29 protein-coding genes and 1 other RNA gene are annotated in these 26,550 nt (G+C 60.1%); 19 read left to right on the top strand and 11 right to left on the bottom strand.

Annotated features, from left to right (window positions below; genetic code table 11):
- Nucleotides 1-75 precede the first annotated feature (75 nt).
- Complete coding sequence (locus ACJ8J5_RS19650; protein WP_197811342.1) at nt 76-591, top strand: DUF1543 domain-containing protein; 516 nt, start codon at nt 76-78, stop codon at nt 589-591.
- Here the strand turns inward: ACJ8J5_RS19650 and ACJ8J5_RS19645 are convergent.
- Nucleotides 586-1,512: a LysR substrate-binding domain-containing protein gene (locus ACJ8J5_RS19645; RefSeq protein ID WP_060434308.1), complete on the bottom strand. Its 927-nt coding sequence runs from the start codon at nt 1,510-1,512 to the stop codon at nt 586-588. The genes ACJ8J5_RS19650 and ACJ8J5_RS19645 overlap by 6 nt on opposite strands.
- A gap of 85 nt (nt 1,513-1,597) precedes the next feature.
- Here ACJ8J5_RS19645 and ACJ8J5_RS19640 point away from each other — a divergent pair, with 85 nt between their 5' ends.
- A complete protein-coding gene (locus ACJ8J5_RS19640; protein WP_025303970.1) occupies nt 1,598-2,098 on the top strand; it encodes a GNAT family N-acetyltransferase in 501 nt (166 codons plus the stop codon).
- 59 nt (nt 2,099-2,157) lie between these two features.
- Here ACJ8J5_RS19640 and ACJ8J5_RS19635 read toward each other — a convergent pair whose 3' ends face one another.
- On the bottom strand, nt 2,158-2,892 hold the full coding sequence (locus ACJ8J5_RS19635; RefSeq protein ID WP_414104909.1) for a class I SAM-dependent methyltransferase: 735 nt from the start codon (nt 2,890-2,892) through the stop codon (nt 2,158-2,160).
- Nucleotides 2,893-2,990: 98 nt separating this feature from the next.
- On the opposite strand from ACJ8J5_RS19635, the gene ACJ8J5_RS19630 reads away from it, so the two are divergent.
- The 4 genes from ACJ8J5_RS19630 (at nt 2,991) to ACJ8J5_RS19615 (ending at nt 6,156) form a co-directional block, all read left to right on the top strand.
- Complete coding sequence (locus ACJ8J5_RS19630; protein ID WP_060434479.1) at nt 2,991-3,443, top strand: GNAT family N-acetyltransferase; 453 nt, start codon at nt 2,991-2,993, stop codon at nt 3,441-3,443.
- Nucleotides 3,444-3,555: 112 nt separating this feature from the next.
- A complete protein-coding gene (locus ACJ8J5_RS19625) occupies nt 3,556-3,972 on the top strand; it encodes a DUF2946 domain-containing protein (RefSeq protein ID WP_212637294.1) in 417 nt (138 codons plus the stop codon).
- A gap of 71 nt (nt 3,973-4,043) precedes the next feature.
- On the top strand, nt 4,044-5,705 hold the full coding sequence (locus ACJ8J5_RS19620; RefSeq protein WP_414104908.1) for a DUF2534 family protein: 1,662 nt from the start codon (nt 4,044-4,046) through the stop codon (nt 5,703-5,705).
- Between the two features lie 103 nt (nt 5,706-5,808).
- Nucleotides 5,809-6,156: a DUF6404 family protein gene (locus tag ACJ8J5_RS19615; RefSeq protein ID WP_043138333.1), complete on the top strand. Its 348-nt coding sequence runs from the start codon at nt 5,809-5,811 to the stop codon at nt 6,154-6,156.
- A 97-nt stretch (nt 6,157-6,253) separates the two neighbouring features.
- Here the strand turns inward: ACJ8J5_RS19615 and ssrA are convergent.
- Nucleotides 6,254-6,617, bottom strand: a transfer-messenger RNA (tmRNA) gene (gene ssrA / locus ACJ8J5_RS19610).
- Between the two features lie 49 nt (nt 6,618-6,666).
- Nucleotides 6,667-7,149, bottom strand: coding sequence for an SsrA-binding protein SmpB (smpB, locus tag ACJ8J5_RS19605; RefSeq protein ID WP_016929804.1), 483 nt, complete (start codon nt 7,147-7,149; stop codon nt 6,667-6,669).
- Nucleotides 7,150-7,310: 161 nt separating this feature from the next.
- Here smpB and ACJ8J5_RS19600 point away from each other — a divergent pair, with 161 nt between their 5' ends.
- Together ACJ8J5_RS19600 and ACJ8J5_RS19595 are read left to right on the top strand one after the other, a co-directional pair.
- The gene (locus ACJ8J5_RS19600; protein WP_004929096.1) at nt 7,311-7,745 is read left to right on the top strand and encodes a type II toxin-antitoxin system RatA family toxin; all 435 of its coding nucleotides are present in this window, start codon (nt 7,311-7,313) and stop codon (nt 7,743-7,745) included.
- Nucleotides 7,738-8,022, top strand: a complete 285-nt coding sequence (locus ACJ8J5_RS19595; protein WP_004929098.1) for an RnfH family protein — start codon at nt 7,738-7,740, stop codon at nt 8,020-8,022. Before ACJ8J5_RS19600 ends, ACJ8J5_RS19595 begins: the two co-directional genes overlap by 8 nt.
- Before the next feature lie 117 nt (nt 8,023-8,139).
- On the opposite strand, the gene bamE is transcribed toward ACJ8J5_RS19595, so the two are convergent.
- The 3 genes from bamE to nadK form a co-directional block, all read right to left on the bottom strand.
- Nucleotides 8,140-8,478 (bottom strand): outer membrane protein assembly factor BamE, encoded by a 339-nt coding sequence (bamE, locus tag ACJ8J5_RS19590; RefSeq protein ID WP_004929101.1) that lies wholly within the window; start codon nt 8,476-8,478, stop codon nt 8,140-8,142.
- Between the two features lie 240 nt (nt 8,479-8,718).
- Nucleotides 8,719-10,380, bottom strand: a complete 1,662-nt coding sequence (recN, locus tag ACJ8J5_RS19585; RefSeq protein ID WP_049296131.1) for a DNA repair protein RecN — start codon at nt 10,378-10,380, stop codon at nt 8,719-8,721.
- Between the two features lie 86 nt (nt 10,381-10,466).
- Nucleotides 10,467-11,345, bottom strand: a complete 879-nt coding sequence (gene nadK, locus ACJ8J5_RS19580; RefSeq protein WP_019452304.1) for an NAD(+) kinase — start codon at nt 11,343-11,345, stop codon at nt 10,467-10,469.
- 125 nt (nt 11,346-11,470) lie between these two features.
- Between nadK and grpE the strand changes: the two genes are divergently transcribed.
- A complete protein-coding gene (gene grpE, locus ACJ8J5_RS19575; protein WP_025303955.1) occupies nt 11,471-12,055 on the top strand; it encodes a nucleotide exchange factor GrpE in 585 nt (194 codons plus the stop codon).
- 56 nt (nt 12,056-12,111) lie between these two features.
- Here grpE and ung read toward each other — a convergent pair whose 3' ends face one another.
- Nucleotides 12,112-12,795, bottom strand: a complete 684-nt coding sequence (gene ung, locus ACJ8J5_RS19570; protein ID WP_033635636.1) for a uracil-DNA glycosylase — start codon at nt 12,793-12,795, stop codon at nt 12,112-12,114.
- A gap of 346 nt (nt 12,796-13,141) precedes the next feature.
- Between ung and grcA the strand changes: the two genes are divergently transcribed.
- From grcA to ACJ8J5_RS19555, 3 genes are all read left to right on the top strand, one after another.
- Entirely contained in the window at nt 13,142-13,525 is a 384-nt protein-coding gene (gene grcA, locus ACJ8J5_RS19565; protein ID WP_004929114.1) for an autonomous glycyl radical cofactor GrcA, read from the top strand.
- A 183-nt stretch (nt 13,526-13,708) separates the two neighbouring features.
- Nucleotides 13,709-14,671: a DUF2974 domain-containing protein gene (locus ACJ8J5_RS19560; RefSeq protein WP_147824182.1), complete on the top strand. Its 963-nt coding sequence runs from the start codon at nt 13,709-13,711 to the stop codon at nt 14,669-14,671.
- A complete protein-coding gene (locus ACJ8J5_RS19555) occupies nt 14,664-15,419 on the top strand; it encodes an ankyrin repeat domain-containing protein (RefSeq protein WP_414104907.1) in 756 nt (251 codons plus the stop codon). The genes ACJ8J5_RS19560 and ACJ8J5_RS19555 overlap by 8 nt, the downstream gene beginning before the upstream one ends.
- Before the next feature lie 52 nt (nt 15,420-15,471).
- Here ACJ8J5_RS19555 and srmB read toward each other — a convergent pair whose 3' ends face one another.
- Nucleotides 15,472-16,794: an ATP-dependent RNA helicase SrmB gene (srmB, locus tag ACJ8J5_RS19550; RefSeq protein ID WP_025303951.1), complete on the bottom strand. Its 1,323-nt coding sequence runs from the start codon at nt 16,792-16,794 to the stop codon at nt 15,472-15,474.
- 99 nt (nt 16,795-16,893) lie between these two features.
- Here srmB and trmN point away from each other — a divergent pair, with 99 nt between their 5' ends.
- Entirely contained in the window at nt 16,894-17,673 is a 780-nt protein-coding gene (gene trmN, locus ACJ8J5_RS19545; protein WP_025303950.1) for a tRNA(1)(Val) (adenine(37)-N(6))-methyltransferase TrmN, read from the top strand.
- Between the two features lie 38 nt (nt 17,674-17,711).
- On the opposite strand, the gene nadB is transcribed toward trmN, so the two are convergent.
- Nucleotides 17,712-19,313: an L-aspartate oxidase gene (gene nadB / locus ACJ8J5_RS19540; RefSeq protein ID WP_025303949.1), complete on the bottom strand. Its 1,602-nt coding sequence runs from the start codon at nt 19,311-19,313 to the stop codon at nt 17,712-17,714.
- Between the two features lie 214 nt (nt 19,314-19,527).
- On the opposite strand from nadB, the gene rpoE reads away from it, so the two are divergent.
- From rpoE to rseC, 4 genes are read left to right on the top strand one after another with little or no spacing between them, the layout of a single operon-like run.
- Nucleotides 19,528-20,103: an RNA polymerase sigma factor RpoE gene (rpoE, locus tag ACJ8J5_RS19535; RefSeq protein WP_004929136.1), complete on the top strand. Its 576-nt coding sequence runs from the start codon at nt 19,528-19,530 to the stop codon at nt 20,101-20,103.
- A gap of 30 nt (nt 20,104-20,133) precedes the next feature.
- Entirely contained in the window at nt 20,134-20,787 is a 654-nt protein-coding gene (rseA, locus tag ACJ8J5_RS19530) for an anti-sigma-E factor RseA (protein WP_016929795.1), read from the top strand.
- Nucleotides 20,787-21,743, top strand: coding sequence for a sigma-E factor regulatory protein RseB (gene rseB / locus ACJ8J5_RS19525; RefSeq protein ID WP_141967088.1), 957 nt, complete (start codon nt 20,787-20,789; stop codon nt 21,741-21,743). The genes rseA and rseB overlap by 1 nt, the downstream gene beginning before the upstream one ends.
- Complete coding sequence (gene rseC / locus ACJ8J5_RS19520; protein WP_025303947.1) at nt 21,743-22,219, top strand: SoxR-reducing system protein RseC; 477 nt, start codon at nt 21,743-21,745, stop codon at nt 22,217-22,219. Before rseB ends, rseC begins: the two co-directional genes overlap by 1 nt.
- Here rseC and ACJ8J5_RS19515 read toward each other — a convergent pair.
- Complete coding sequence (locus ACJ8J5_RS19515) at nt 22,216-23,052, bottom strand: hypothetical protein (protein ID WP_025303946.1); 837 nt, start codon at nt 23,050-23,052, stop codon at nt 22,216-22,218. The two genes, rseC and ACJ8J5_RS19515, sit on opposite strands and share 4 nt — an antisense overlap.
- Nucleotides 23,053-23,571: 519 nt before the next feature.
- Here ACJ8J5_RS19515 and lepA point away from each other — a divergent pair.
- On the top strand, nt 23,572-25,371 hold the full coding sequence (lepA, locus tag ACJ8J5_RS19510; protein ID WP_025303945.1) for a translation elongation factor 4: 1,800 nt from the start codon (nt 23,572-23,574) through the stop codon (nt 25,369-25,371).
- A gap of 32 nt (nt 25,372-25,403) precedes the next feature.
- Entirely contained in the window at nt 25,404-26,381 is a 978-nt protein-coding gene (gene lepB, locus ACJ8J5_RS19505) for a signal peptidase I (RefSeq protein ID WP_442520488.1), read from the top strand.
- Nucleotides 26,382-26,550 lie beyond the last annotated feature (169 nt).

Below are 26,550 nucleotides of genomic sequence, written 5' to 3'. Positions count from 1 at the left end.
ATGGCGCCGCCGTTGGCAGGTGTTTCGTTATGCATTAGATTATATAGCGATTATCACCAAGGAGAGCAGACTAACATGCCGGGATTATTGATGTTTTATGTGGGCGGTACGGCGCCGGGCGCCAATATTGAGTTGCACGACGTGCAGTTTGCGGCGGCGGATCGGCCGGAAGAGGCGTATCCGCTGCTGCGTGAAAAGTGGTTCGGCGATAAGCGCAAGGTGCATGTCGACGGCTATGCGCGCATCGACTGGGCGGACGGTTACGACGTGAGCCTGGAGCCCGCGCTGTTCGCCGGTGAAGAGAAGCTGTTTTTCGTCAACGTGGGCGGCTACCGCAGCGATGAGCTGGCGGAACTGCACCAGTTCGGCCTGTTCGTGGCGCGCTCCGCCGACGAGGCGAAAGACAAAGCCAAACGGGTACTGCTGACTGACAGCGCGCAGCAGCACAAGGATGACCTGGCCGAAGTGGACGACTGCCTGCTGCTGCAGGCGCTGCAGGGCTACCACGTTCATTTGCGCGCCAACCCGCACGGCAAACCGGCCCGGCCGCTGTGGCAGGGGTATCTGCCAATCGGCGAACCCGCGTTATAACGCCGCCAGCGCCTGCAGCTGTTGCCGCAACCAGCGGCAGGCCTCCGGCCGGCCGTTCTTGCGGTGCAGGTAGATTTTGATCTGATACGGCGGCACCGGAAACGGCAGGGGATGGATATCCAGCGCCGCCGCCTGCCGCAATTTTTGCGCGGCGTAACGCGGCATGCTCATCACCAGTTTGCTGTCGGCGACGATGAACGGCGCGCCCAGCAGCGAAGGCGTGCGGATGGCGATATCGCGCTGCAGCCCCAGTTTGTCGAGCTGGTAGTCAATGACGCCACGCTGTTCGTTCCACGGCGTCACCACCAGATGACGCGCCTGCAGGTAGTTTTCCAGCGTCAGCTCGCCGTATTTCGCGCTGAACGCGGGCGAACAGATCGCCACATACTCATCCTCTAGCCAGCTCACCTCGTCGATCTCCGGGTAGCTTTCGCCATCGGTTTCGGTAAAGCCCAGCGCGAAGTCGATGCGCCCCGCCAGCAGATCGTTCAGCGCCACCTTGCGCTCGGAATAGCGCAGCTGAAACGATAACCCCGGCGCCAGGCGCTGCATCTGCGCCATCAGCGCGGGAAACACCGCGAAAGCGGTGTAATCGGTAATGGCGAAGGTGAAGCTCTCCCGGCTTTCGGCGGGGACGAAGCGCGGGCGCGGATGCAGCCCTTTGGCCAGCAGCGCCAGACTTTCGCTGACGGTCGGGGCCAGGCTGTCGGCATACACCGTCGGGTGCATGTCGTTGCCGACCCGGTAGAACAGCTCGTCTGCCAGCGCCTTGCGCAGCCGGATCAGCGCGTGGCTCAACGCCGACGCACTGAGGGCCAGCTCTGCTGCGGCGCGCGTCACCGATCGCAGCCGATAGACCGCTTCGAACACCAGCAGCAGGTTGAGATCGAGGCGTTTCAAATCCAGATGCATGATATTCATTACCTGTTGATGAAAATGCAGTTCATACAGTATTGGAGGCGCGATATGCTGGCAAGCACAGTCATTAACACACTCAGGATTTGCCATGACCATTGAGATTTACCCGGCGCAAAAAAGCGACGCCAAACTGATTCTGGATATGATTATCGAGCTGGCGGTGTACGAAAAGGCGCGCGAGCAGGTGCTGGCCAGCGTGGAAGACATCGAACGCAGCCTGTTTGGGCCGGGCGCCTGTTCCGAAGCGCTGATTTGTACGGTGAACGGCGAGCCGGCGGGTTATGCGGTGTTCTTTATGAGTTACTCCACCTGGCTGGGTAAAAATGGCATCTATCTGGAAGACCTGTACGTGGCGCCGAAGCATCGCGGCGCGGGCGCCGGTAAAAAGCTGCTGCGACACATCGCCCAGTTGGCGTGCGAACGGCAGTGCGGCCGCCTGGAGTGGAGCGTGCTGGACTGGAACCAACCGGCCATCGATTTCTACCTCAGCATCGGCGCGCAGCCGCAGGGCGAGTGGGTGCGCTATCGTATGGAAGGCGAGGCGCTGACGCACTTCGCGGCGCACGGGGCGGCGTTACCGGCACAATAGCCGTTGGGGGGAGGCGGCCTCCCCAACTGTGGTGATGTGAACGGTTTACTGCGGATCAATCAGGCGGGTTTGCGGGCGGCGAGAATAAAGATCATCGGGCGCTCCTGCTCTTCGTCCAGCGCCGGATTAGCGGCAATTTGCTGCGCGCTGGGGCCCCATTCGTTCAAATGCTGGATGATAAACCCTTGCTGCGCCAGCGGGTTGATATAGCCGCCGAGCGTGCGGTGCTGCTTGATGACGCCTTCCGCCAGCCAGTTGGAAACGCGCTGGCCTTCTCGCTGGTAGCCGTTCACCGGCCAGGATTTCTGCCCGTTGCCGTCGGTCAGCCAGCCCTGCTGCGCCGGGGCGGTGTAGATCGGGTGCTCGGCGGTGAAGATGAACTGTCCGCCGGGTTTCAACGCGGCGTAAACCGTGGCGAACAGGGCGGGCAAATCCTCGAGGTAGTGCAGCGTCAGCGAGCTGTAGACCAGATCGTAACGGTTTACAGGCAGCTGCAGCTGCGCCAAATCCTGCCGACGATACTCAATGCCCGCGTCGGCGGTCATCTCCCGCGCCTTGGCCAGCATCTTTTCCGAGACGTCCAATCCCAGCACGTCGGCGGCGCCCTGTTCGCGCGCGCTGCGGCAAAACCAGCCGTAGCCGCAGCCGAGATCGACCACGCTTTTGCCCTGCAAATCCGGCAGGATGCGGCGGATGGCGGCCCATTCCGGCGCGCCGTCCAGGCCGTGCTGCGAGCGGCTGAGCTGCGCATAGCCGTCGAAGAAAGCCTGATTGTCATAGATGTTTTGCGTCATGATGACTCCTTAGTGAATGACGGCGGCGGAATGCCGCTGCCATACCCTGCATATTGCTGCATAATTCTACGCTGACAACATGAATAACGGGAATGACGATGGACATGATTTCGGTGCGGCAAGCGCCCGAGCTGGCGCCGCGCGCCATTGCGTATTTTCAGCGGCACTGGGCCACGGCAGAGACGCTGATGATGTATGAAGACGCCATCAACTGCAGCCTCGGCGCCGCCAACCCGCTGCCGCAGTGGTACCTGCTGATGGAAAATGACCAGATCCTCGGCTGTGCGGGGCTCATCACCAACGACTTTATCAGCCGTGGGGAGTTGTATCCCTGGCTGTGCGCGCTCTACGTAGAAGAGACGCAGCGCGGCAGGGGCTACGGCGCCAAACTGATTGAGCATGTAGCTGCGGAAACCCGCCGGCTGGGCTTCCCGCAGCTGCACCTGTGCACCGATCTGGAAGGGTATTACGAACGCAGCGGCTTCGTTTATAACGGGCTCGGGTATCACCCCTGGGGCGAAGCCTCACGGGTCTATTCACGGGCGCTGTGATCGCCCTCGCCGGGGGCGTGTAAGACAAACCTGACTTTTCTTTCACCTCATCGCGCAACGCGGGTTACACTGGCCGCTTGTTCGCCACCGACCGGGTTAATTCGCCGCCGCGATGAGAGTGCCACGTCAGCTACAGCAACGCGTTACCGCCTGCATCGCCATTATGGCGGTGCTGTTGCTGTTTGTGGCGCCGGTGGTGTCGAAATCGCTGATGCACCACCCGATGATGGGCGGCATGATGCAAACGGACGCCGCTATGCCGCACGACATGCACGGGATGGCGATGCCCGCCGCCGAGCATGCCGGCCACCACGGCATGGACCCGGCGGAGATGATTTTCTGCGGCTATTGCGAGCTGCTGATCCACGTGCCGCTGCTGCTGTGGGCATTCGTCCCGCTGCTGTGGCTGATGGCGCGCATCGCGCGCCTGCCTTGCGCGCCGCGCATCGTTTCTCCGCCCCTTCGGCGCCTGACTCTGCGGCCGAGCCCGCGCGGGCCGCCCGGCCAACCGTTTTTCCCTATTGCTTGATCATGGGTAACGCCGTCCGTATCGCTGCGGACGGTTTGCCTGCGCGCACAGTTTGAAAAACGAGAAAGGCCATGTCTTCAATAACCAAAACTCCACCTGCCGCATCGCCGCGTGGCGCGATGCTGAACCTGATCAGACGGCTGCATTTTTATATCGGCCTGCTGGTCGCTCCTTTTATTCTGGTCGCTGCACTGACCGGCACGCTGTATGTGCTGACGCCGCAGCTTGAAGAGGCGCTGTATCGCGATGCGCTTTTCACCGAACCGCACGGGCAGGCGAGATCGCTGGCTGACCAGATCGCCGCCGCCCGCCGCGCGGTGGGTGACGAGGCGCGCATTTACGCCGTGCGTCCGGCGCCCGGCGCAATGGACACCACGCGCGTACAGTTCGCGGGCGCCGATCTGGGCGCTTCTGAGTCGCGCGCGCTGTTTGTCGACCCTTATACCCTGGCGATCAAGGGCGATATGACGGTGTACGGCACCTCCGGCGTGCTGCCGCTGCGCACCTGGCTGGATAAGTTGCACAGCAGCCTGCTGCTCGGCGATCTGGGCCGCAATTACAGCGAGCTGGCGGCCTCCTGGCTGTGGGTGGCCGCGCTGGGCGGCGTGGCGCTGTGGCTGGCGACGCGGCCGAAGCGCAAGCTGAAAAGGGTGAAAGGAGGCTTTGCCGCCAGCCGCCATTGGCATATCACGCTGGGCGTGGCGCTGCTGGCCGGGCTGCTGTTCTTCTCGGCTACCGGGTTGACCTGGTCGCAGTGGGCCGGCGGCAACATCGACGCGCTGCGAGCCAACCTGGGCTGGTTGACGCCGCAGGTCAACACCAGCCTGCAGGCCGATGCGCCGCAGACGCCGGCCGATCCGCACGCTGAGCACCGCGGGATGATGCCGGGCATGAAGATGAACCCTGCCGCGCAAAGCAATGCGCTGAACGGTGATTGGGATCGGGCGCTGCACGCTGCGCGCGCCGCCGGAATAGACGCCGCCAAGGTCGAGCTGCGCCAGCCGAAAGGCGAGGGCAAAGCCTGGACGGTAACCGAAGTGGATCGCAGCTGGCCGACGCAGGTGGACGCGGTTGCCATCGCGCCGCAAAGCTTCGCCGTCATCGATCAGGTGCGGTTCGACACCTTCCCACTCATCGCCAAGCTGACCCGCTGGGGCATCGACGCCCACATGGGCATTCTGTTCGGCTTGCCGAATCAGCTGCTGCTGGCGGCGTTCGGCCTCGGGCTGTGTCTGATGATTGCGCTGGGTTACCGCATGTGGTGGAGTCGCCGCCCGGCGGCGGGTGCGCAGCATCCGGTGCATACGCTGGTTGCCGCCTGGCTGGCGCTTCCCCTGCCGGCACGCGCCGTCACGCTGCTGGTTGCAGCCGTACTGGGTTATTGCCTGCCGGTAATGGGCGTGAGCCTCGCGGCGTTGCTGCTGGTGGACGTATGGCGCTGGCGCGGCCAGCGGCAAGGCCTTCAGGACGAAACGCCGGAAGCGGCCGCCCGCCGCGCCGAAGTGCGCAAGTTCCGCGCGGCGGTGGCGACAGTGGCGGTGGCGGTCGGTTGCGTGATGGGCCGGGCGATCCTCGGCGGCACCGTAGAGCAGTTTCAGCTGCCGATCGGTGACTGGAGCGCACAGATGGTGATCATGCAGAGCCTGATGGTGCTGCTGTATACGCTGGTGTTTACCCTGCTGCTTTCCATTCCGCTGTGGTATTTCTTCCTGGGGGAGAAAGAGGGGCGGTGAGGTAGCGTCCGGCATGCCTGCGGGCATGCCGGATATTTGGGAATAGGGCTTAAGCGCGTATCATCTCACCAGATAGGCAATTTCCACTGAAAGGAAGCGAACGATGACGTTTGAACAACGAAGGGACAAGGCGATAGCGCTGATGGAGGAAAAGAAGATGTGGCGGAGCAACTATGCGCCGCCAATCTTGCGCCTGCTGTGGCGAATGGATGTGAATATGCCACCGCCGCCGTTTGCGCCTTTCTGGCTGAATATGCTGTTCTTCGGCATTTGGTTTGGCCCGCTGTGGGGCGTGCTGATGTGGTTCATGGTATGGAAAAATCAGGGATATACCGGTGAAGAGGCCCTGACATTAAGCCTCGCCGCCGGCCTGTTGTTTGGCTTTTTTATGGCGCTTTTCCACTACAGGCGGAAAAAGGCGAACAGGCTGCCGGACTGGAACTCGCTTTGACACGTTGGTGACGAACAGACACAAAAAAGCCCGCAACCGAAGTTGCGGGCTTTTTCGCTATTATCGCCGGGTCTATCTGGTTCACTGGCAACGTATTTGGTGGAGCTGGGGGGATTTGAACCCCCGTCCGAAATTACTACACCGTCGGCACTACATGCTTAGTCCAATCTTTACATTCGCCGGCCAGCTGCGGATGGACACGCTACTGACAGACTAGCCTGATTGAGTTTAACGCTTCAGCCCCAGGCAGGACATCCACGCGATCTCTTTTGGGTTTGACCTCTCTTGATCCCCGTCCTAAGAGCGGAGGCTAGGGAGAGAGGGCTCTAAGCAGGGTATTAAGCTGCTAAAGCGTAGTTTTCGTCGTTTGCGACTATTTTTTTGCGGCTTTTTACGAGGCCAACCGCCCCTCGGCATGCTCCTAGGGCTTCGCAAATCCCGTCGAATCCAGAATCAGCCCCAAGTAACTTTGTGCAGTATACCAGAAGTTTACCTCGATAAGCCAGCGGCTTAACGATTGGCGTGCTTCATGATACGGGCTTTCGCCGTCTGCCATTCGCGATCTTTGATGTCATCGCGTTTGTCGTGCTCTTTCTTGCCTTTGGCTACGCCGATCTTGATCTTGCTCCAGGCATTTTTCCAATACAGGGACAAGGCCACCACGGTGTAACCGTCGCGGTTGACGCGGCCGAGCAGGGTGTCCAGCTCGCGTCGGTTCAGCAGCAGTTTACGGGTACGCGTCGGATCGCACACCACATGCGACGAAGCCACGTTAAGCGGGGTGATGGTGGCGCCAAACAGGTAGGCTTCACCGTCACGGAACGTCACGTAGCTGTCGCTGAGGTTGGCTTTGCCTGCACGCAGCGATTTAACTTCCCACCCTTGCAGCGACAGGCCCGCCTCGAACTCTTCTTCAATGAAGTATTCGAAACGCGCGCGCTTGTTTTGGGCAATGGTGGCGGAACCGGGTTTGTGTGCTTTTTTCTTTGTCATAGTGCGTTCATTATACTGGATGCTTCAGCGAAAGAAATCCTTTCCCGTTCAGCACCTGCGCAATTTTTCGCATTTTTGGTTCCCTCATCCCGTAGCAGATTTTTTGTTTGCCGCCAGATAAATGGTATTATCTGTACGTTTTATGTCTTACAGGAAATGATATGCCCCAGATCAGTCGGTCTGCATTAGTGCCGTTCAGCGCCGAGCAGATGTATCAGTTGGTTAACGATGTTCATTCTTACCCCGATTTTCTGCCAGGCTGCACCGGCAGCCGGGTGCTTAATGCTACCTCCAACGAGATGACCGCCGCGGTGGACGTCGCCAAGGCTGGTATTAGCAAGACCTTCACCACCCGCAATACGCTGCTGGATAACCAGAGCATCAATATGCAACTGGTCGATGGTCCGTTCCGCAAGCTGATGGGCGGCTGGCAGTTCACGCCGCTGAGCGAAGAGGCCTGCAAGGTGGAGCTGCACCTGGACTTCGAGTTCACCAACAAACTGATTGAGCTGGCGTTCGGCAAGGTGTTCAAAGAGCTGGCGGGCAGCATGGTGCAGGCATTCACCCAGCGGGCGAAAGAGGTCTACAGTGTCTGACATCCAGGTCGAGGTGGTGTACGCCTTGCCGGAGCGGCAGTACCTGCGCAAGGTGAAGCTGGCCGAGGGCAGCAGCGTCGAGCAGGCGATCCAGGCTTCAGGCCTGCTGGAGCTGCGCCAGGATATCGATCTCAAGAGCAACAAAATCGGCATCTACAGCCGCCCGGCCAAGCTGGGCGATACGCTGAACGACGGCGACCGGGTGGAGATCTACCGGCCGCTGATAGCCGATCCGAAAGAGCTGCGCCGGCAACGGGCAGAAAAGGCAAAAAAATAAGGCGCTATGAGCGCCTTATTTTTTTATCTGAAACTGATTTCTCTTCCGCGTTGCAGCCTGCGACTGTCATGAGGAACATCATGCCCCCTCATGGGCCGGAAGAGCGGGCGGCGCCGATTACTTGGTCAGCGCCGGTTTGTTCTGGATATCGGTCAACACGCCTGCGCTGTCGAAGGTCAGCGTCAGCGTCTGCTGGGTGATGTCTTCATGGCCAGGCTGCTGGCGGAACACATAGAACCACGTCTGAGTCCCGAACGGGTCTTGCAGCATTGGGGTGCCCAATGTGTAAGCGACCTGTTGTTGGGTCATCCCTTTCTGAATTTTCGCCACGTCGGTCGACGTCAGGTAGTTCCCCTGGTTGATGTCAGGACGATAAACCACCTTTTCAAAAGTAGAACAGCCTGCAGTCAGCATCACAAGAACTACAGCGGCGGCAGTCAGCGTTTTACAGCGCATAGTAATCACATTCCTTTAGGGCATAGGATGCCGATGATAATAGACCTTGCGGCAGTTGGAAACCTTTATACCCTTCATCTTTCACGTTGCGACGCGTTGGCTTTCCTTTAGCACCTCAAGCGCTTGGCCTGTTTCAGGCCGTTGAGGGGGCTTAAGATCACCGCCGCGCCGCACTTTAGATATATTTCGGGTCAACAGCGTCACTGTCAGACCGCAGGAAAGTGAAAAAGTTGAGCTTTTTTATGCCGCCAGCAGTTCTTTGGCGTTCGCCAACGTATTGCGGGTGACTTCGCTGCCGCCGAGCAGGCGCGCCAGCTCCTGCAGCCGGGCGCGTTTATCCAGCGGCGCCATCTGGGTTTCGGTGACCGTGCCGTCGGTCTGCTTGCTGACGAACAGGTGCTGATGCCCGCATCCGGCCACCTGCGGCAGGTGGGTGACGCACATCACCTGGGTGGATTCGCCGAGCTGGCGCAGCAGACGGCCGACGATGGCGGCGGTCGGGCCGCTGATGCCCACGTCCACCTCATCGAAGATCAGCGCCGGAGTTTCCATCTTGCGGGCGGTGATCACCTGAATGGCCAGCGCGATGCGCGACAGCTCACCGCCGGAGGCGACCTTCGCCAGCGGCTGCAGCGGCTGCCCCGGGTTGGTGGAGACGCAGAACTCGGTGCGGCTGGCCCCTTCGGCGCTAAGGTGCTGCGGTTCGAAGCGCACGTCGATGTTGAATTTGCCGTGCGGCATGGAGAGCGCTTGCATGCTGTCGGTGATGAGCGTGGTCAGCTCGGCGGCGTAGTGCAGGCGTTTCTGGTGCAGCTCTTCCGCCAGCGCCAGCGCCTGCTGGTGATGCAGGATGACCGCCTCGTTCAGGTGCTCATGGTCGCTTTCCTGCTGCGACAGCAACTGCTGTTCATCCAGCAACTGCTGATGCAGCTGCGGCAGCTCTTCCGGCGCAACCTGGTGTTTGCGCGCCAGGCTGATTTGACGCGACAGGCGCTGTTCCAGCTCGTGCAGGCGATTGGGATCGAGATCCATGCGATCGGCGTAATGGCGCAGTTCGTCGCTGGCTTCGCTGATCTGGATAGAGGCCTCTTCCAGCATGTCCAGCAGGCCGCCGAGCTTGTCGTCCAGCCCGGCCAGCTCAAGCAGCAGGTGTTTGGCGCTGTAGAGCTGGCTGAGCATGTTGTTCTCGTCGCTGTCGGCCAGCAGCTGCAGCGTCTGCTGGCTGAGGGTCAGCAGCTGGCCGCTGTTGGCCAGGCGCTTGTACTCGGCGTCAGTCTGTTCGAACTCGCCGGTCTGCGGCGCGAATTCGTTCAGCTCTTTCAACTGGTATTGCAGCAGCTGCTTGCGCGCTTCGCGCTCGATGGACTGCTGCTGATGATGCGCCAGCTCGCGGCAGCTCTGGTGCCATCGTTGGTAGGCCTGGCTCATCGCCGCCAGCAGGGCGGGTTCGTCGGCGTAGGCGTCGAGCAGCGCTTTTTGGTGCTCCGGCTTGAGCAGCAGCTGATGGGCGTGTTGGCCGTGGATTTGGATCAGGCGTTGCCCCAGTTCGCGCAGCTGCGACAGCGGCACGGCGGTGCCGTTGATAAAGCCGCGCGAACGGCCGTCGGCGTTGATCACCCGGCGCAGCAGGCATTCGTTGCTGTCGTCCAACTGGTTCTGTTCCAGCCACTCGCGCGCAGACGGGGTGTCCGCCAGCGAGAAGCGGGCGCAGAGGTCGGCGCGGGCGGCTCCCAGGCGCACCACGTTGCCGTCAGCGCGGTTGCCGAGGCACAGCCCCAGCGCATCGATGGCGATGGATTTGCCGGCGCCGGTTTCACCGGTGATCGCCGTCATACCCGGTTGAAAATCGATTTCCAACTCACGAACGATAGCAAAGTTGCTGATGGTTAATTGCGCCAGCATGGGAACCTTCCTGTGTATAAACACATAACTGTAATTTCATACAGTATAAACTGGTTTTATATACAGTAAAGTGGCCGGCGCAGATTTTAGAACAATTTTTTCGACCAGCCCAGCTTGGTGCTTAACGTGTTGAAATAGCTGTAGTCCTTCGGGTGAATCAAATTCAGGTGGAAATCGCTGCGGCGGATCAGCACTTCTTCGCCTTCCTGGATAGGCAGCGCGATCTGGCTGTCGCAGCTGATCTCCAGATCGCTGCCGATCTGCGAAAACTTCAGGCGGATGGTGCTGTCGCCGTTGATCACCAGCGGCCGGGCGGAAAGGGTGTGCGGGAACATCGGCACCAGCGCGATCGCCTCCAGCGACGGGGTGAGGATCGGCCCACCGGCAGAGAGCGAGTAGGCGGTGGAGCCGGTCGGCGTGGCGATGATCAGGCCGTCGGAGCGCTGTGAGAAGGCGAAGCGATCGTCGATGTACACTTCGAATTCGATCATGTGCGCCACTTTGCCGGGGTGCAGCACCACTTCGTTGATGGCGGTGCTGATGCGGCACTGCTGGTGCTCTTTATGCACGATGGTTTCCAGCAGGAAACGCTGTTCGTCGATGTACTCGCCTTCCAGCACGTCCGCCAGCTGCTGCAGGGCGTTGTCGGGATCGAGATCGGTGAGGAAACCGAGGTTGCCGCGGTTGACTCCGATTACCTTGATGTCGTAGCGCGCCAGCACGCGCGCTGCGCCGAGCATGTTGCCGTCGCCGCCGACCACCACCGCCAGATCGGCGCGCTGGCCGATATCCGCCAGGCTGCCGGTGACGGCGTCTTTCAGCCCCAAATCATGGGCGATTTGGCGTTCGACCATCACCGAATAGCCACGGGCGACCAGCCAGTGGAACAGCATCTCGTGGGTTGCCAGCGCTGAAGGGTGACGCGGGTGGCCAACAATGCCAATACAGGCGAATTTTTTATTCATTTGTTGTGATTTTCCTCACCGGGACCCGTTTATGCCCCACATTGTGACCGGTTGACTTGAAACCCCGGTTTTGATCCCCATAATAAGCCAAGTTGCGAGATTAATGCTAAAACGCGGAGATATTCATGAGTAGTAAAGAACAGAAGACGCCAAACGAGCAAGTCTCGGAAGAAATGGAACAACACGCTCATCACGATGATACGCTGCCGGAAGCGGCGGAAGGCGTCGATCTGCGCGATGCGCGTATCGCCGAACTGGAAGCCCAACTGGCGGAAGCGCAGCAGCACGAGCGCGACAGCCTGCTGCGCGCCAAAGCGGAAGCGGAAAACATCCGCCGCCGCGCTGAACTGGACGTCGAGAAAGCGCACAAGTTCGCCCTGGAGAAATTCTCCGGCGATCTGCTGCCGGTGATCGACAACCTGGAGCGCGCGCTGGATCTGGCGGATAAAAACAATCCTGAACTGGCCGCGATGATCGAAGGCATCGAGCTGACGCTGAAATCGCTGCTGGACGTGGTGCGCAAGTATGGCATCGAAATCGTCGGCGACGTCAACGTGCCGTTCAACCCGGAAGTGCATCAGGCGATGAGCATGATGGAATCCGCCGATCACCAGCCGAACCACGTGATGATGGTGATGCAGAAAGGTTATACGCTGAACGGCCGCCTGCTGCGTCCGGCGATGGTCGCGGTCTCCAAAGCCAAGGCGTAATCGCCCCGGCAACGGTATAAAGAAAGGCACCCGAGGGTGCCTTTTTTGTCTCTGGACTATGCCTGCGGCAGGCGCGGCATCCAATCGATCGGCGTGAGTCCTTGCTGCTCCAGCAGCTGATTGGCCTGCGAGAAGTGGCGGCAGCCGAGGAAACCGCGGTGCGCGGAGAGCGGCGACGGGTGCGGCGCCTTCAGCACATGGTGGCGGTTGCGGTCGATAAAGTTGCCTTTCTTCTGCGCGTGCGAGCCCCACAGCAGGAACACCACGCCTTCGCGGTTCTCATTCAGGGCGGCGATCACCTTATCGGTAAAGGTTTCCCAGCCCAGGTTGGCGTGCGAGTGCGCGCGGCCGCCTTCCACCGTCAGCACGGTGTTGAGCAGCAGCACCCCCTGTTCGGCCCAGCTTTGCAGGTAGCCGTGATCCGGGCGTTCGAAGCCGGGAATGTCGGTCGCCAGCTCTTTATACATGTTCACCAGCGACGGCGGCGCCGGCACGCCGGGGCGCACCGAGAAAGAGAGGCCGTGCGCCTGATTGGGGCCGTGATACGGATCCTGGCCGAGAATGACGACCTTGACGTCCGCCAGCTCGGTATAGCGGAAAGCGTTGAACACGTCCTTCTGCGGTGGATAAATGGTCTTACCGGCCTGGCGCTCAGCGGCAACAAAGGCGAGCGTTTCAACAAAATAGGGCTGCTCTTTCTCTTTGCCGATCACGTCATGCCAGGTGAGGGAGGTGGCCATAAACGCTCTCCTTTGTTTTCTTTAGCAATTCATGGGCTATAGCTTACCGTTTCGGCACGCGCAGCGAAACCCGCTTTTCATTTCTCACTGTCACGCGTAATGCAATTATTTTTGAAAATTTACAAAAATAATTGGTTTTTGCCGCAGTGGGAAAATTGATATAAAACATAAATTTGCCCCTTCATGCCCTGTGCCTACCCGGTAAAAATTGACTTTAATCAAGGAACTGGCCCGGTCAGGCTGGTATACAGAACAACAAGACAACAATGGTTTTACCAAATGGCCGAAACCAGAATTGGGTTTTCTCACGACGTGAATTTTTACGCCCTTGTACGGAGGCAACATAATGATTACCGGTATTCAAATTACCAAAGCGAACGACCAGGCGCTGGTGAATTCTTTCTGGCTGCTGGATGATGAAAAAGCGGAAGCTCGCTGCGTGTGCGCCAAGGCCAACTACGCGGAAGATCAGGTTGTCGCAGTGAGCGACCTGGGCCAGATCGAATACCGTGAAGTGCCGCTGGAAATGCAGCCGACCGTGCGCGTGGAAGGCGGTCAGCACCTGAACGTCAACGTGCTGCGTCGCGAAACCCTGGAAGACGCGGTCAAGCACCCGGAAAAATACCCGCAGCTGACCATCCGCGTGTCCGGTTATGCGGTACGCTTCAACTCTCTGACGCCGGAACAGCAGCGCGACGTTATCGCCCGCACCTTTACCGAAAGCCTGTAATTTGCGGCGCAGTCAATCAGGGAGCTTCGGCTCCCTTTTCTGCGTTTGGTGGCCGAAAACCGAACGCGGATCACATTCTGTACAAAGATAAGCATTTCTAATACAGAACTCATCCGACCTGCCGATAGCTAAATCAGCACCTATTCAGGTGCTCAATAAAAAGTCTATCGACAAGGAGTCGGCATGAGTATGCCTTTAAGTTTTACCTCTGCAGTATCCCCGGTGGCCGCGATCCCTACACCTCGCGCCGCTGCCGAGACGGCGACGGCGGCGCAGCCTGCGGCAGCGCCGGCAAATCCAGCGCCGGTGGCCACCCCTTCGCAGAACACGCTCAATGCGCAGAACCTGTTGAATACGCTGGTCGGCGATATCTCCGCGGCGGCCCCGACGGCGGCGGCAGCGCCGGGCGTGACACGGGGGCAACAATCGCAGGAAGGTGATTATACGTTAGCGCTGTTGGCCAAGGACGTTTATTCACTGAACGGCCAGGGCGCTGCCGGGTTCAATCGCCTGAGCGACAGCGCACTGCTCGGTTTTGGCATCGATCCCGCCAGCCTGCACGACGCGGGCAGCGGTTTCCAGGCCGGGGTTTACAGCAACGACAAGCAGTATGTGTTGGCGTTCGCCGGCACCAACGACTGGCGCGACTGGCTGAGCAACGTGCGGCAGGCGACGGGCTATGACGATGTGCAGTACAATCAGGCGGTTGCCGCTGCCAAAAGCGCCAAGGCGGCCTTTGGCGATGCGCTGGTGATCGCCGGTCATTCGCTTGGCGGTGGCCTGGCGGCCACGGCTGCGCTGGCGACCGGTACCGTCGCGGTCACCTTCAACGCGGCTGGGGTTTCGGATTACACCCTGAATCGCCTGGGTATCGATCCGGCGGCGGCGAAGAAAGATGCCGAAGCCGGCGGCATTCGCCGCTACAGCGAACAATATGACATGCTGACCAGCACCCAGGAGTCGACTTCGCTGATCCCTGACGCCATCGGCCATAACATCACCTTGGCCAACAACGATACCCTGACCGGCATCGATGACTGGCGGCCGAGCAAGCATCTGGATCGCAGCCTGACGGCGCACGGCATCGACAAGGTGATAAGCTCGATGGCGGAACAAAAGCCGTGGGAGGCGAAGGCCAATGCCTGAAGGGCGTCGCTTGCGGCGGGCGCTGGCGATAGCCTTACTGGCGCTGGTCGCGGTGACCGGTTTACTGATGATGGCTAAGGAGCAACAGATGGGGCAGGAGATTTCGCCGTTTGACGGTCGCAGCAATCTGGCGCTGGCTCAGGCGGTGGCGCGTGGCGATACGCAGGGTATCCGTGCACAGGCCACGCAGGATCGCTTGCGCGAACGGGGCGATCGGCAGGTCACGCTGTTGCAGTGGGCGGTGCTTTCGCAGCAGCCGGCCAGCGTGCAGACGCTGCTGGCGCTCGGGGCAGACCCGGCGGCAGCGGGGCTGGACGGCAACAGCGCGTTGCACACCGCGGCGATGTTGCAAGATGCGCAGTACCTGCGGCTGTTGCTGGCCGAAGGGGCACAGGTGAACGTGCGTAATGCCGTTACCGGCGCCACGCCGCTTGCGGCGGCGGTGCTGGCCGGGCGCGAAGAGCAACTGCGGCTGTTGCTGGCGGCCGGAGCGGACACCACGTTGAGCGATCGGCTGGGAGATACTCCGCTGCATCTGGCGGCGAAGATTAACGCGCCGCACCTGGCGCTGCTGCTGTTGCAGGCCGGGGCCGATGCCCGGGCACGCAACCAGCAGGGCGTCGTGTTCCAGTTTTACTTCTCGCAAACGCCGGCGCATTTGCAGAATGACGAGCTGAAGGCGCAGTTCCGCGAACTGGATAAATGGCTGCAGGGGCACCGTCTGGCCACGCACTACGCGCAGCAGTAAACGCCCATAAAAAAACCGCCTGTACAGGCGGTTTTTTCTTAGGCAGCGGTGGTTATTCCGCGTCGCCGGCCGGTTTGGCCTTCGCCTGACGGCGTTTGCCGACGTTTTTGGCGTCGCGATGGCGCACTTTCACCTTGGCCTTTTCTTTGTTCTTCGCCTTGTCTTCCGCGCGCTTGGCCAGCACTTTCTTCGACGGTTTACCGTTGCTCTTCTCGTTCGGCACCTTGGTTTTCGGCCGCAGTTCGTCGATCACGCGCGCTTTCAGCGGCTCGTTCAGGTAACGGCCCACTTTGCCCAGCAGCAGATGGTCGTGCGCTTCCACCAGCGAAATGGCGGTGCCTTTGCGCCCGGCGCGGCCGGTACGCCCGATGCGGTGCAGGTAGGTATCCGCCGTGCGCGGCATGTCGAAGTTGAACACGTGGGTGATATCGAGGATATCCAGGCCACGTGCGGCAACGTCGGTGGCGACCAGCACGTTAACCCGGCCATCCATCATGCGTTTGACCGCCTCGTTGCGTTTGGCCTGCACCATTTCGCCTTCGAGATAGCAGGTGTTGATGCCCGCTTCGCGCAGCCAGGTGGCCAGCTCATGCACGCGCTCGCGCTTGCGCACGAAGATCACCGATTTCTGCACGTCTGGCTGCTGCAGCAGGTGGATTAGCAGCGCGGTTTTGTGCTGCACGTCATCGGCGCGGTAGTACCACTGCAGGATCTTTTTGCGTTCACGGCGCGACGGATCGGCCTCCACTTCCACCGGCTCTTTCAGGATGCGCTCGGCGAATTCGCGGATCGCTTCGCCTTCCAGCGTGGCGGAGAACAGCAGCGTTTGGTTGCGCCAGCGGGTTTCGGCGGAGATGGTTTCGATGTCCTGCGCGAAGCCCATGTCGAGCATGCGGTCGGCTTCGTCGAGGATCAGGGTTTCCACCGCGCGGCAGTCGAAGTTCTCTTCTTTAATGTATTGCAGCAAGCGGCCGGTGGTGGCGACCACCACGTCCTGGTTTTCGCTGAACACTTCCGCGTGGTTCATGTAAGCGACGCCGCCGGTGATGGTGGCGATATCCAGCGAGGTATGAGCAGCCAATTCACGCGCCTGGTCGGCGACCTGCATCGCCAGTTCACGCGTTGGCGTCAGGATCAGCACGCGCGGCGGGCCAGATTTTTTGCGTGGAAAGTCCAGCAGGTGCTGCAAAACGGGCAGCAGGAAGGCGGCGGTTTTGCCGGTGCCGGTCGGAGCCGAACCTAAGACGTCGCGCCCGTCCATCGCCGGCGGGATCGCTGCGGCCTGAATGGCGGTGGGGCGATCGTAGCCTTTGTCGCGCAGCGCGTCGATCAGGCGGTCATCGAGTTCGAGTTCGGAAAAAGTGGTTGCTGTCATGGTCTACCTCTACTTGGGGCGCCGATTATAGACGGGTTGGCCGCGATCTTCACCTATTTAAGCGGAAAGCCGCTCTTTTCCCGCCGATCAGATTGCCTTATGCTACGCCAGTTTTATAGCCAGGTGGTGAGTGTGAGCAAGCGATCGAAAGCCGATTTTACCCCGCGCCGCGGGGGTTTTACCTTTAAACAATTCTTTGTCGCCCACGATCGTTGCGCCATGAAAGTGGGCACCGACGGGGTGCTGCTCGGCGCCTGGGCACCGCTGGGGCAGGCGCGCCGGGTGCTGGACATCGGCTGCGGCAGCGGGCTGATCGCGTTGATGCTGGCGCAGCGCAGCGGCGACGAAGTGACCATCGACGCGGTGGAACTGGATGAAGCCGCCGCCGGTCAGGCGCGCGAAAATGCGGCGGAATCGCCGTGGCCACAGCGCATCCGCGTGCATGCGCAGGATATTCATCATTATGCGCAGCGGCATGCCGCTGAGTATGATCTGATCGTCAGTAATCCGCCGTATTTCGAGCCGGCGGTGGCCTGCCGCGACCAGGCGCGCCACAACGCGCGCTACACCGAAACCCTGACGCACGGCGCGCTGTTGGCCTGCGCGGCGCAGCTGCTGGCGGAACAGGGGACGTTCTGCGTGGTGCTGCCGCACGACGTTGGCGCCGAATTCGAACGCCTGGCGCTGCAAAGCGGCTGGCATACGGCAGTGAAAGTGAACGTCAGCGACCGGGCCGATACGCCGCTGCACCGGGTGCTGCTGGCGCTGACACGGCGGGAAACGCCGCTGCAGGCGCAGGCGCTGGCGATCAAACAGGCCGATGGCAGCTACACCGACGATTTCCGCCGATTGATCACCGACTTCTACCTGTTCTACTGAAAAGAAAAGGGCGCCGATAAGGCGCCCTGTCGCAGAGTTTAAGGCTGCAAAATGGTCGGCAGCGCTTCCGGCAGCAAATCCGGGTAATCCAGCGTGTAGTGCAGGCCGCGGCTCTCTTTGCGTGCCATGGCGCTGCGCACGATAAGCTCGGCCACCTGCACCAGATTGCGCAGCTCCAGCAGGTTGTTGGAGATGCGGAAGTGCGCGTAGTACTCGTCGATTTCCGCCTGCAGCGTGTTGATGCGGCGCAGGGCGCGCTCCAGCCGCTTGGTGGTGCGCACGATGCCGACGTAATCCCACATGAACAGCCGCAGCTCGTGCCAGTTGTGCTGAATCACCACCCGTTCGTCCGCATCGTCCACCCGGCTTTCATCCCAGTGCGGCACCTGTTTGGCCTGCTGGATGAACGGCAGGCGCTGCAGAATGTCTTCCGCCGCCGACCAACCGTAAACTAGGCATTCCAACAGCGAGTTCGACGCCATGCGGTTGGCGCCGTGCAGGCCGGTGTAGCTGACTTCGCCGATGGCGTACAGCCCGTCGAGATCGGTGCGGCCGTGCTGATCGACCATCACGCCGCCGCAGGTGTAGTGCGCCGCCGGGACGATGGGGATCGGTTGCCGAGTCAGATCGAAGCCCAGCGTCAGCAGCTTTTCGTGGATCATTGGGAAGTGCTGGGTGATGAACTCCGCCGGCTTGTGGCTGATGTCCAGGTACATGCAGTCGGCGCCCAGGCGCTTCATTTCATGGTCGATGGCGCGGGCGACGATATCGCGCGGGGCCAGTTCGCCGCGCGGGTCGACATCCGGCATAAAGCGGCTGCCGTCCGGGCGCTTCAGGTAAGCACCTTCGCCGCGCAGCGCTTCGGTCAGCAGGAAGTTGCGCGCCTGCGGGTGGAACAGGCAGGTTGGGTGGAACTGGTTGAACTCCAGGTTGGCGACCCGGCAGCCGGCGCGCCAGGCCATGGCGATGCCGTCGCCGGAGGAGATATCGGGGTTGGTGGTGTATTGGTACACCTTGGCCGCGCCGCCTGTCGCCAACACCACCGTTTTGGCGCGGTAGGTTTCCACCTGCTCCAGCTCGCGGTTCCAGACGTAAGCGCCCACGACTCGGCGGGTGCCCGGCAGGCCGATTTTATTCGAGGTGATAAGGTCAACCGCGTTGCGGCGCTCCATCACGCAAATATTGGGGTGAGCGCTTGCTTTCCCCACCAGCGTGGTCTCTACTTCCTTACCGGTCGCGTCCGCGGCGTGCAGGATGCGGCGATGGCTGTGGCCGCCTTCGCGCGTGAGGTGATAATGCGCCTCGCCCTGCGCGTTGATCTCGGTGTCGAACAGCACGCCCTGATCGATCAGCCACTGCACGCAGTGGCGCGCGTTGCCGGCGATGAATTCGACGGCCTCTTTGTCACACAGGCCGGCACCGGCAATCAAAGTGTCATCAACGTGTGAGGCAATGCTGTCCGTCTCATCGAACACCGCGGCGATCCCGCCCTGGGCGTAAAAGGTGGCCCCCTCGCTGAGCGGCCCCTTGCTGAGAACGGTAACCTTACAATGCTGCGCCAGGCGCAGCGCCAGTGACAGGCCCGCAGCACCGCTGCCGACGATCAGGACATCGCTAACATGTTCAGATGATGGTTGCATAACGTATGATGTGTGCAGAAGAAGAGTGAATTTCATGTTAGCCTAACTGTCCGGGCAAAAGCCACGGATAGGGTGACATCAACAGAAAAAACAATGGCGATATGGAACTTCGTGTTCTATATGAACTCCAAGCGAGTGCTTGCTCAGGAAAATAATGTATGGCTGGCAGTACAATTTTACGCGTGGAGACGGATTTGGGGAGAGTTTACCTCGGATGAGCGAGCAGTTAACGGATCAAGTTCTGGTCGAGCGGGTCCAAAAGGGCGATCAGAAGTCGTTTAACCTACTGGTAGTGCGCTATCAGCATAAGGTGGCGAGTCTCGTTTCCCGCTATGTGCCGCAGGGCGATGTGCCCGATGTGGTGCAGGAGTCGTTTATCAAGGCCTATCGCGCACTGGAATCGTTCCGTGGCGACAGCGCTTTTTATACCTGGTTGTATCGAATCGCCGTGAACACGGCAAAGAATTATCTGGTTGCTCAGGGGCGCCGTCCGCCATCCAGTGATGTGGACGCCAACGATGCGGAAAATTACGAAAGTGCGGGCGCACTGAAAGAAATTTCGAACCCTGAGAACTTAATGTTGTCAGAAGAGCTGAGACAGATAGTTTTCCGTACCATTGAGTCTCTCCCTGAGGATCTTCGCATGGCGATTACCTTGCGGGAGTTGGATGGGCTAAGCTACGAAGAGATAGCCGCCATCATGGATTGCCCGGTCGGAACCGTACGTTCGCGTATTTTCCGCGCCCGGGAAGCTATCGATAATAAAGTTCAACCGCTGATCCAGCGTTAGCAATGGCGGGCACAGGAAGGGTACTTAGGCATGCAGAAAGAAAAGCTTTCCGCTCTGATGGATGGTGAATCGTTCGACAGCGAGCTGTTGAGTTCTCTGTCGCAAGATCGAACGCTTCAACAAAGCTGGCAGAGCTATCACCTGATACGTGACACACTGCGAGGTGATGTCGGACAAGTGATGCATCTCGACATCGCCGATCGCGTAGCCGCTGCACTTGAGAAAGAACCCGCCCGGCTGGTACCTTCCGCCGTTCAGGAATCTCAGCCGCAGCCTCACACCTGGCAGAAAATGCCGTTCTGGGACAAAGTGCGTCCTTGGGCGAGCCAGATTACGCAAATCGGTATGGCGGCCTGCGTGTCTCTGGCGGTGATCGTCGGCGTGCAGCAGTACAACCAGCCTTCTGCGCCATCGAACGCGTCCGAATCGCCGGCCTTCACCACGCTGCCGATCATGGGCCAGGCCTCGCCGGTCAGCCTGGGCGTGCCTGCCGACAGTTTCTCTACCGGCAGCGGTCAACAGCAGCAGGTGCAGGAACAGCGTAAGCGTATCAACGCCATGCTGCAGGACTATGAGCTGCAACGTCGCCTACATTCGGATCAGCTGCAGCTTGAGCAAGGCAACCCACAACAGGCTGCCATTCAGGTTCCCGGAACTCAGTCTTTAGGAATGCAACAGCAGTAATGAAGCCAATCTGGTTCTCCGTTTGTTTATTGACGGGCAGCCTGCTCTATTCCAGCATCGCCCCGGCGCAGCCAACTGCGTCCGGGGCGTTATTGCAACAGATGAGCAGCGCCAGCCGTTCTCTCAATTACGAGCTCGCCTACATCAGCATCAGCAAGCAGGGAATCGAGTCGTTGCGCTATCGCCATGCGGTGATCGGCAACGTGCCGCTCGGCCAGCTGCTGCATATGGATGGCCCGCGTCGCGAAGTGTTGCAGCGCGGCGGCGGGATCAGCTACTTCGAACCCGGTCTGGAACCGTTCACGCTCACCGGCGATCACATCGTCGATGCGCTGCCGGCGATCGTCTATGCCGATTTCACTCGTCTGGCCAAGTATTACGACTTCATCTCCGTGGGCAGCACCCGCATCGCCGATCGGCCGTGTGAAGTGCTGCGCGTAGTGGCGCGCGACGGTTCCCGCTACAGTTACATCGTCTGGATGGACGAAGACACCAAGCTGCCGCTGCGGGTGGATTTGCTCGATCGCGACGGCGAAACGCTGGAGCAATATCGGGTGATCTCCTTCGCGGTCGGCGCCGACGTGCAGGGCGCGATGCAGGGGCTGCTCAAAGCCAACCTGCCGCCGCTGCTGTCGCTGCCGGCGGTGGAAAACGTCCAGCTGAGCTGGAGCACCGGCTGGTTGCCGGCCGGCGTGGACGAGGTGGCGCGCAATCGCCGCAAATTGCCGAATGTCGCCGTGCCGGTTGAATCCCGGCTCTACAGCGACGGCCTGTTCAGCTTCTCGGTCAACGTCAGCCCAGCGGGCAGCGGAGCCGGGCAGCAGTACTACCGTCAGGGGCGCCGCACCATTCAGACCGAAGTGCGCGCGGGCAACGAAATCACGATTGTGGGCGAATTGCCGCCGGCGACGGCCAAGCGCATCGCCGACAGCATTTCTTTCAAGGTATCGCCGTAATGATGAAAGAGTGGGCCACGGTGGTTTCGTGGCAACAGGGCGTAGCGCTGCTGCGCTGTGAACCCAAGGCCGGCTGCGGCAGCTGCACCGCGCGCTCCGGCTGTGGCGCGCGTGCGCTGAACGAGCTGGTGCCGGAAACCGAGCATCAGCTGCAGGTGCATATCGAGCAGCCGCTCGAACCGGGGCAGCGCGTCGAGGTCGGCATCGCGGAAGGCAGCCTGCTGCGCTCCGCCATGCTGGTTTACCTGACGCCGCTGCTGGGCATGATGTTGGGCGGCACGTTGCTGCAATATTGTTTCGGCAGCGACGCCTCGGCGGCAGTCGGCGCCGTACTGGGCGGCGGGGCGGCCTTTATGCTGGCTCGCCGCTTGGCTCGACGTCTGGGTGAGCAGGCCGATTACCAGCCGGTGGTGCTGCAGATTGGGTTGCCGCCTACCGCGATGCGCATGCAGGCGGAAAACTCCCCGCTGATTTAAACCGACGGTCGCGTCATCGCCGGGTTGTGATAGGCGGTGATGCGGTTGTGGATCATATGCTCCAACAGCGCGATGAACAGATCGGCGCTGAGCAGCGAATCGTAGTTAATCGCGAACAGCAGATTTCCCTGGCCGTCGAGCAAGCGGATGCCGCGCTGCGGATGGTTTTCCAAGGTGCGGATCTGCTCGATCGGCACGTTTCCCCGTTCAGTCGTCAGCAAGGTGGCGCTCAGCCGCAGCGTTTCGGTCGGCGTGCCTTGCCGCTTGCCGAGCAGCAGCTGCCACAGCCAGCGCGCGTCGCCCTCAACGGTGTGAAACGACACCGTCTCCCCTTGATAGAGCGCATTCAACGCCAGCGGCCCGCGCTGCTGCAGCTGTTGGTCGACGATCACGTCCGCCAACCGCCACGAATGGGCGATATTGCTGAAAACCGTGCACCAGGGCTGATCCGCACCGGTGCGAAACGCCGTGACGTCAAACAGCCCGCCAAAAGCCTTGCCGCCGCGAAAGCGATAGATATCACCGATCTTCTCAAACGGGATGAAACGCTCTTTGTGATGGTGGTCGTCAAAGACCCGCACGCCGTGCTCGTACAGGCGATAGGTTAGCGTTGGGCGCAGATAATGCCGCAGCGCCAGCAGCGTACAGCCGAGTAAAATCGTGCCCGCGCCGGCCTGCAACAGCGTGATGACCTCGCTCTCGTCAATGCTGCTCAGCAGCGGCAGCACCAACAGCGCCGCCCCCACGCTAAACAGCAGCGCCGCCGCTGCCAGAATGCCCCAGTTGACCTTCGAAAAATCGTGCCGGCTCAGCATTTGCCCTTTATCGATCATAATGCACCTTCCAATCAACGTACGCAGATATGCTGGTGAACCCCGGTGGGCTGCCGATGTTGTGCCCTGAATAATGTTTTGTCGCGGAGTTCATGTCCTTTCTATCCGAGGCGAGGTGGTGGCGTATATGGGGTTTTTCCTAAAGGAAGTGAGGCAAAATTGAATTCTAAGAGGTTGATCCAAATATTCTTTTTCGATAATTTCAGAAGGGGTTTATTGCGCTGCGGCCGGTTATGTATTAGCACCGGAGTTTGATGGCCACGGAGCACCGGCAAGCCTCGGGTTCAGGCTGTATTGTCCGCGTTAACATCTGTTTTCACCCGCCGGGGCGACCTGTAACATTTAGCGGCGCATAATAGAATGCCTTCACTGCACCGATCGCTAGGTTTTCAGTGGTGTGGCATGTAGAATGCAGCGATTCAGGTGCAAGACGGCCTCACCCATTCACTGTCGCTTTAGGTCCATGCGGGTTTCTATAGGCGAGTAATTCAGAAATACCAAGGCAGAAAAACTTTTATAATGAAGCATATACGAAATTTCTCCATTATTGCCCATATTGACCACGGTAAGTCGACGCTGTCTGACCGCATTATCCAAATCTGCGGTGGCTTGTCCGACCGTGAAATGGCTGCGCAGGTGCTCGATTCCATGGATCTGGAGCGCGAGCGCGGCATCACCATCAAGGCGCAGAGCGTAACGCTGGATTATAAAGCGCTGGATGGGCAGACCTATCAGCTTAACTTTATCGACACCCCTGGCCACGTTGACTTCTCCTATGAAGTCTCCCGCTCGCTGGCGGCCTGCGAAGGCGCGCTGCTGGTGGTGGACGCCGGTCAGGGCGTAGAAGCCCAGACGCTGGCCAACTGCTACACCGCGATCGAAATGGATCTGGAAGTGGTGCCGGTGTTGAACAAAATCGACCTGCCGGCCGCCGATCCGGATCGCGCCGCGCAGGAAATTGAAGACATCGTCGGCATCGACGCTACCGATGCGGTGCGCTGCTCGGCCAAAACCGGCGTCGGTGTGCCTGAGGTACTGGAGCGTCTGGTGCGCGACATTCCTGCGCCGCAGGGCGATCCGGATGCGCCGCTGCAGGCGTTGATCATCGACTCCTGGTTCGATAACTACCTGGGCGTCGTGTCTCTGGTGCGCGTCAAGAACGGCACGCTGCGCAAGGGCGACAAGATCAAGGTCATGAGCACCGGCCAGGTGTATAACGCCGATCGTTTGGGTATCTTCACGCCGAAGCAGGTCGATCGCGACGTGCTGAACTGCGGCGAAGTGGGCTGGCTGGTCTGTGCGATCAAAGACATCCTCGGCGCGCCGGTGGGCGATACCCTGACGCAGGCGCGTCAGCCGGCGGATAAAGCGCTGCCGGGCTTCAAGAAAGTGAAGCCGCAGGTGTACGCCGGTCTGTTCCCAATCAGCTCCGACGACTATGAATCTTTCCGTGATGCGCTGGGCAAGCTGAGCCTTAACGACGCGTCCCTGTTCTACGAGCCGGAAAGCTCCACCGCGTTGGGCTTCGGCTTCCGCTGCGGCTTCCTCGGTCTGCTGCACATGGAGATCATTCAGGAACGTCTGGAGCGTGAATACGATCTGGATCTGATCACCACCGCGCCGACGGTAGTCTACGAAGTGGAAACCACCGGCAAAGAAGTGATCTACGTCGACAGCCCGTCCAAGCTGCCGCCGCTGAACAACATCCAGGAACTGCGCGAGCCGATCGCCGAATGTCACATGCTGATGCCGCAGGAATACCTGGGCAACGTCATCACCCTGTGCGTTGAGAAACGCGGCGTGCAGACCAACATGGTTTACCACGGCAACCAAGTGGCGTTGACCTATGAAATCCCGATGGCGGAAGTGGTGCTCGACTTCTTCGACCGCCTGAAGTCCACGTCGCGCGGTTATGCGTCGCTGGATTACAACTTCAAGCGTTTCCAGGCCTCCGACATGGTGCGCGTGGACGTGCTGATCAACAACGAGCGCGTGGATGCGCTGGCGCTGATCACCCACCGCGACAACTCGCAGTACCGCGGCCGTGAACTGGTGGAGAAGATGAAAGAGTTGATCCCGCGTCAGCAGTTCGACATTGCGATTCAGGCGGCGATCGGCACGCACATCATCGCGCGCTCCACCGTGAAGCAGCTGCGTAAAAACGTGCTGGCGAAATGCTACGGCGGTGACGTCAGCCGTAAGAAAAAGCTGCTGCAGAAACAGAAAGACGGTAAGAAGCGCATGAAGCAGGTCGGCAACGTCGAGCTGCCGCAGGAAGCGTTCCTGGCCATTCTGCACGTCGGTAAAGACGGCAAGTAACCGCGACGAGTTCGCGAAACGAGGGAGTTTGCATGGCGAATATGTTTGCCCTGATCCTGGCGTTGGCCACCCTGGTCACTGGGATCATCTGGTGCTTCGAGCGCTTTAAATGGGCGCCGGCCCGCCGCGCGAAGATTGCGGCGGTCAACGAGCAGACCGCGGGCGCAGTAGACGATAAAACGCTGGCGAAAGTGGCGAAGCAGCCAGGCTGGGTAGAGACCGGGGCATCGGTCTTCCCGGTGTTGCTGCTGGTCTTTGTGGTGCGCTCGTTTATTTACGAACCGTTCCAGATCCCGTCCGGATCAATGATGCCGACGCTGTTGATTGGCGATTTCATTCTGGTGGAGAAATATGCCTACGGCATTAAAGATCCGATTACCCAGACTACGTTCATTGAAACCGGCCATCCGAAGCGTGGCGATATTGCGGTATTTAAATATCCGCTGGATCCGAAGCTGGATTATATCAAGCGCGTGATTGGCCTGCCGGGCGACCGTATTACTTACGATCCGGTGAATAAGCGCGTCACGGTGCAGCCGTCCTGCAACAGCGGGCAGTCCTGCGATACCGCGCTGGCCGTGACCTACGCCGATGCGCAGCCGAGCGACTTCGTGCAGCTGTTCAGCCGCAGCGGCATGGGCGAGGCCAGCAACGGCTTCTATCAGATCCCGCTGAACGATAACGTGCCGTCGGGCGGCATTCGCATGCGTGAGCGCCAGGAAAGCCTCGGCAACGTCACGCATCGCATCCTGACCGTGCCGGACGCGCAGGATCGGGTGGGCGCTTACTACCAACAGCCGGGTAAACCGCTGGCGGAGTGGGTGGTGCCAGCCGGGCATTACTTCATGATGGGCGACAACCGCGATAACAGCGCGGACAGCCGTTACTGGGGCTTTGTGCCGGAGAAGAATCTGGTGGGTAAAGCCACGGCCATCTGGATGAGCTTTGAAAAACAGGAAGGTGAGTGGCCTACCGGCGTGCGTTTCAGCCGGATCGGCGGTATTCATTAATCGCTGACTGATTCCCTGTTAATTTCACGTCGCAGCTTGCTGCGGCGTGAAAGATTAAGGGGATATAAACACAGCATTATGTTTCCACTCGTTGTAGAATACTTTCTCGAGCGATAAAAAGTTGGCCCCTGCTGGGAGCCACTGCAAACGAAACAGCTTTGGATCGGCT

The sequence above is a fragment of the Serratia sp. CY43202 genome, from assembly GCF_052168755.1.
GTDB lineage: Bacteria > Pseudomonadota > Gammaproteobacteria > Enterobacterales > Enterobacteriaceae > Serratia > Serratia bockelmannii.
This window is presented reverse-complemented; position numbering and strand designations above follow the sequence as displayed.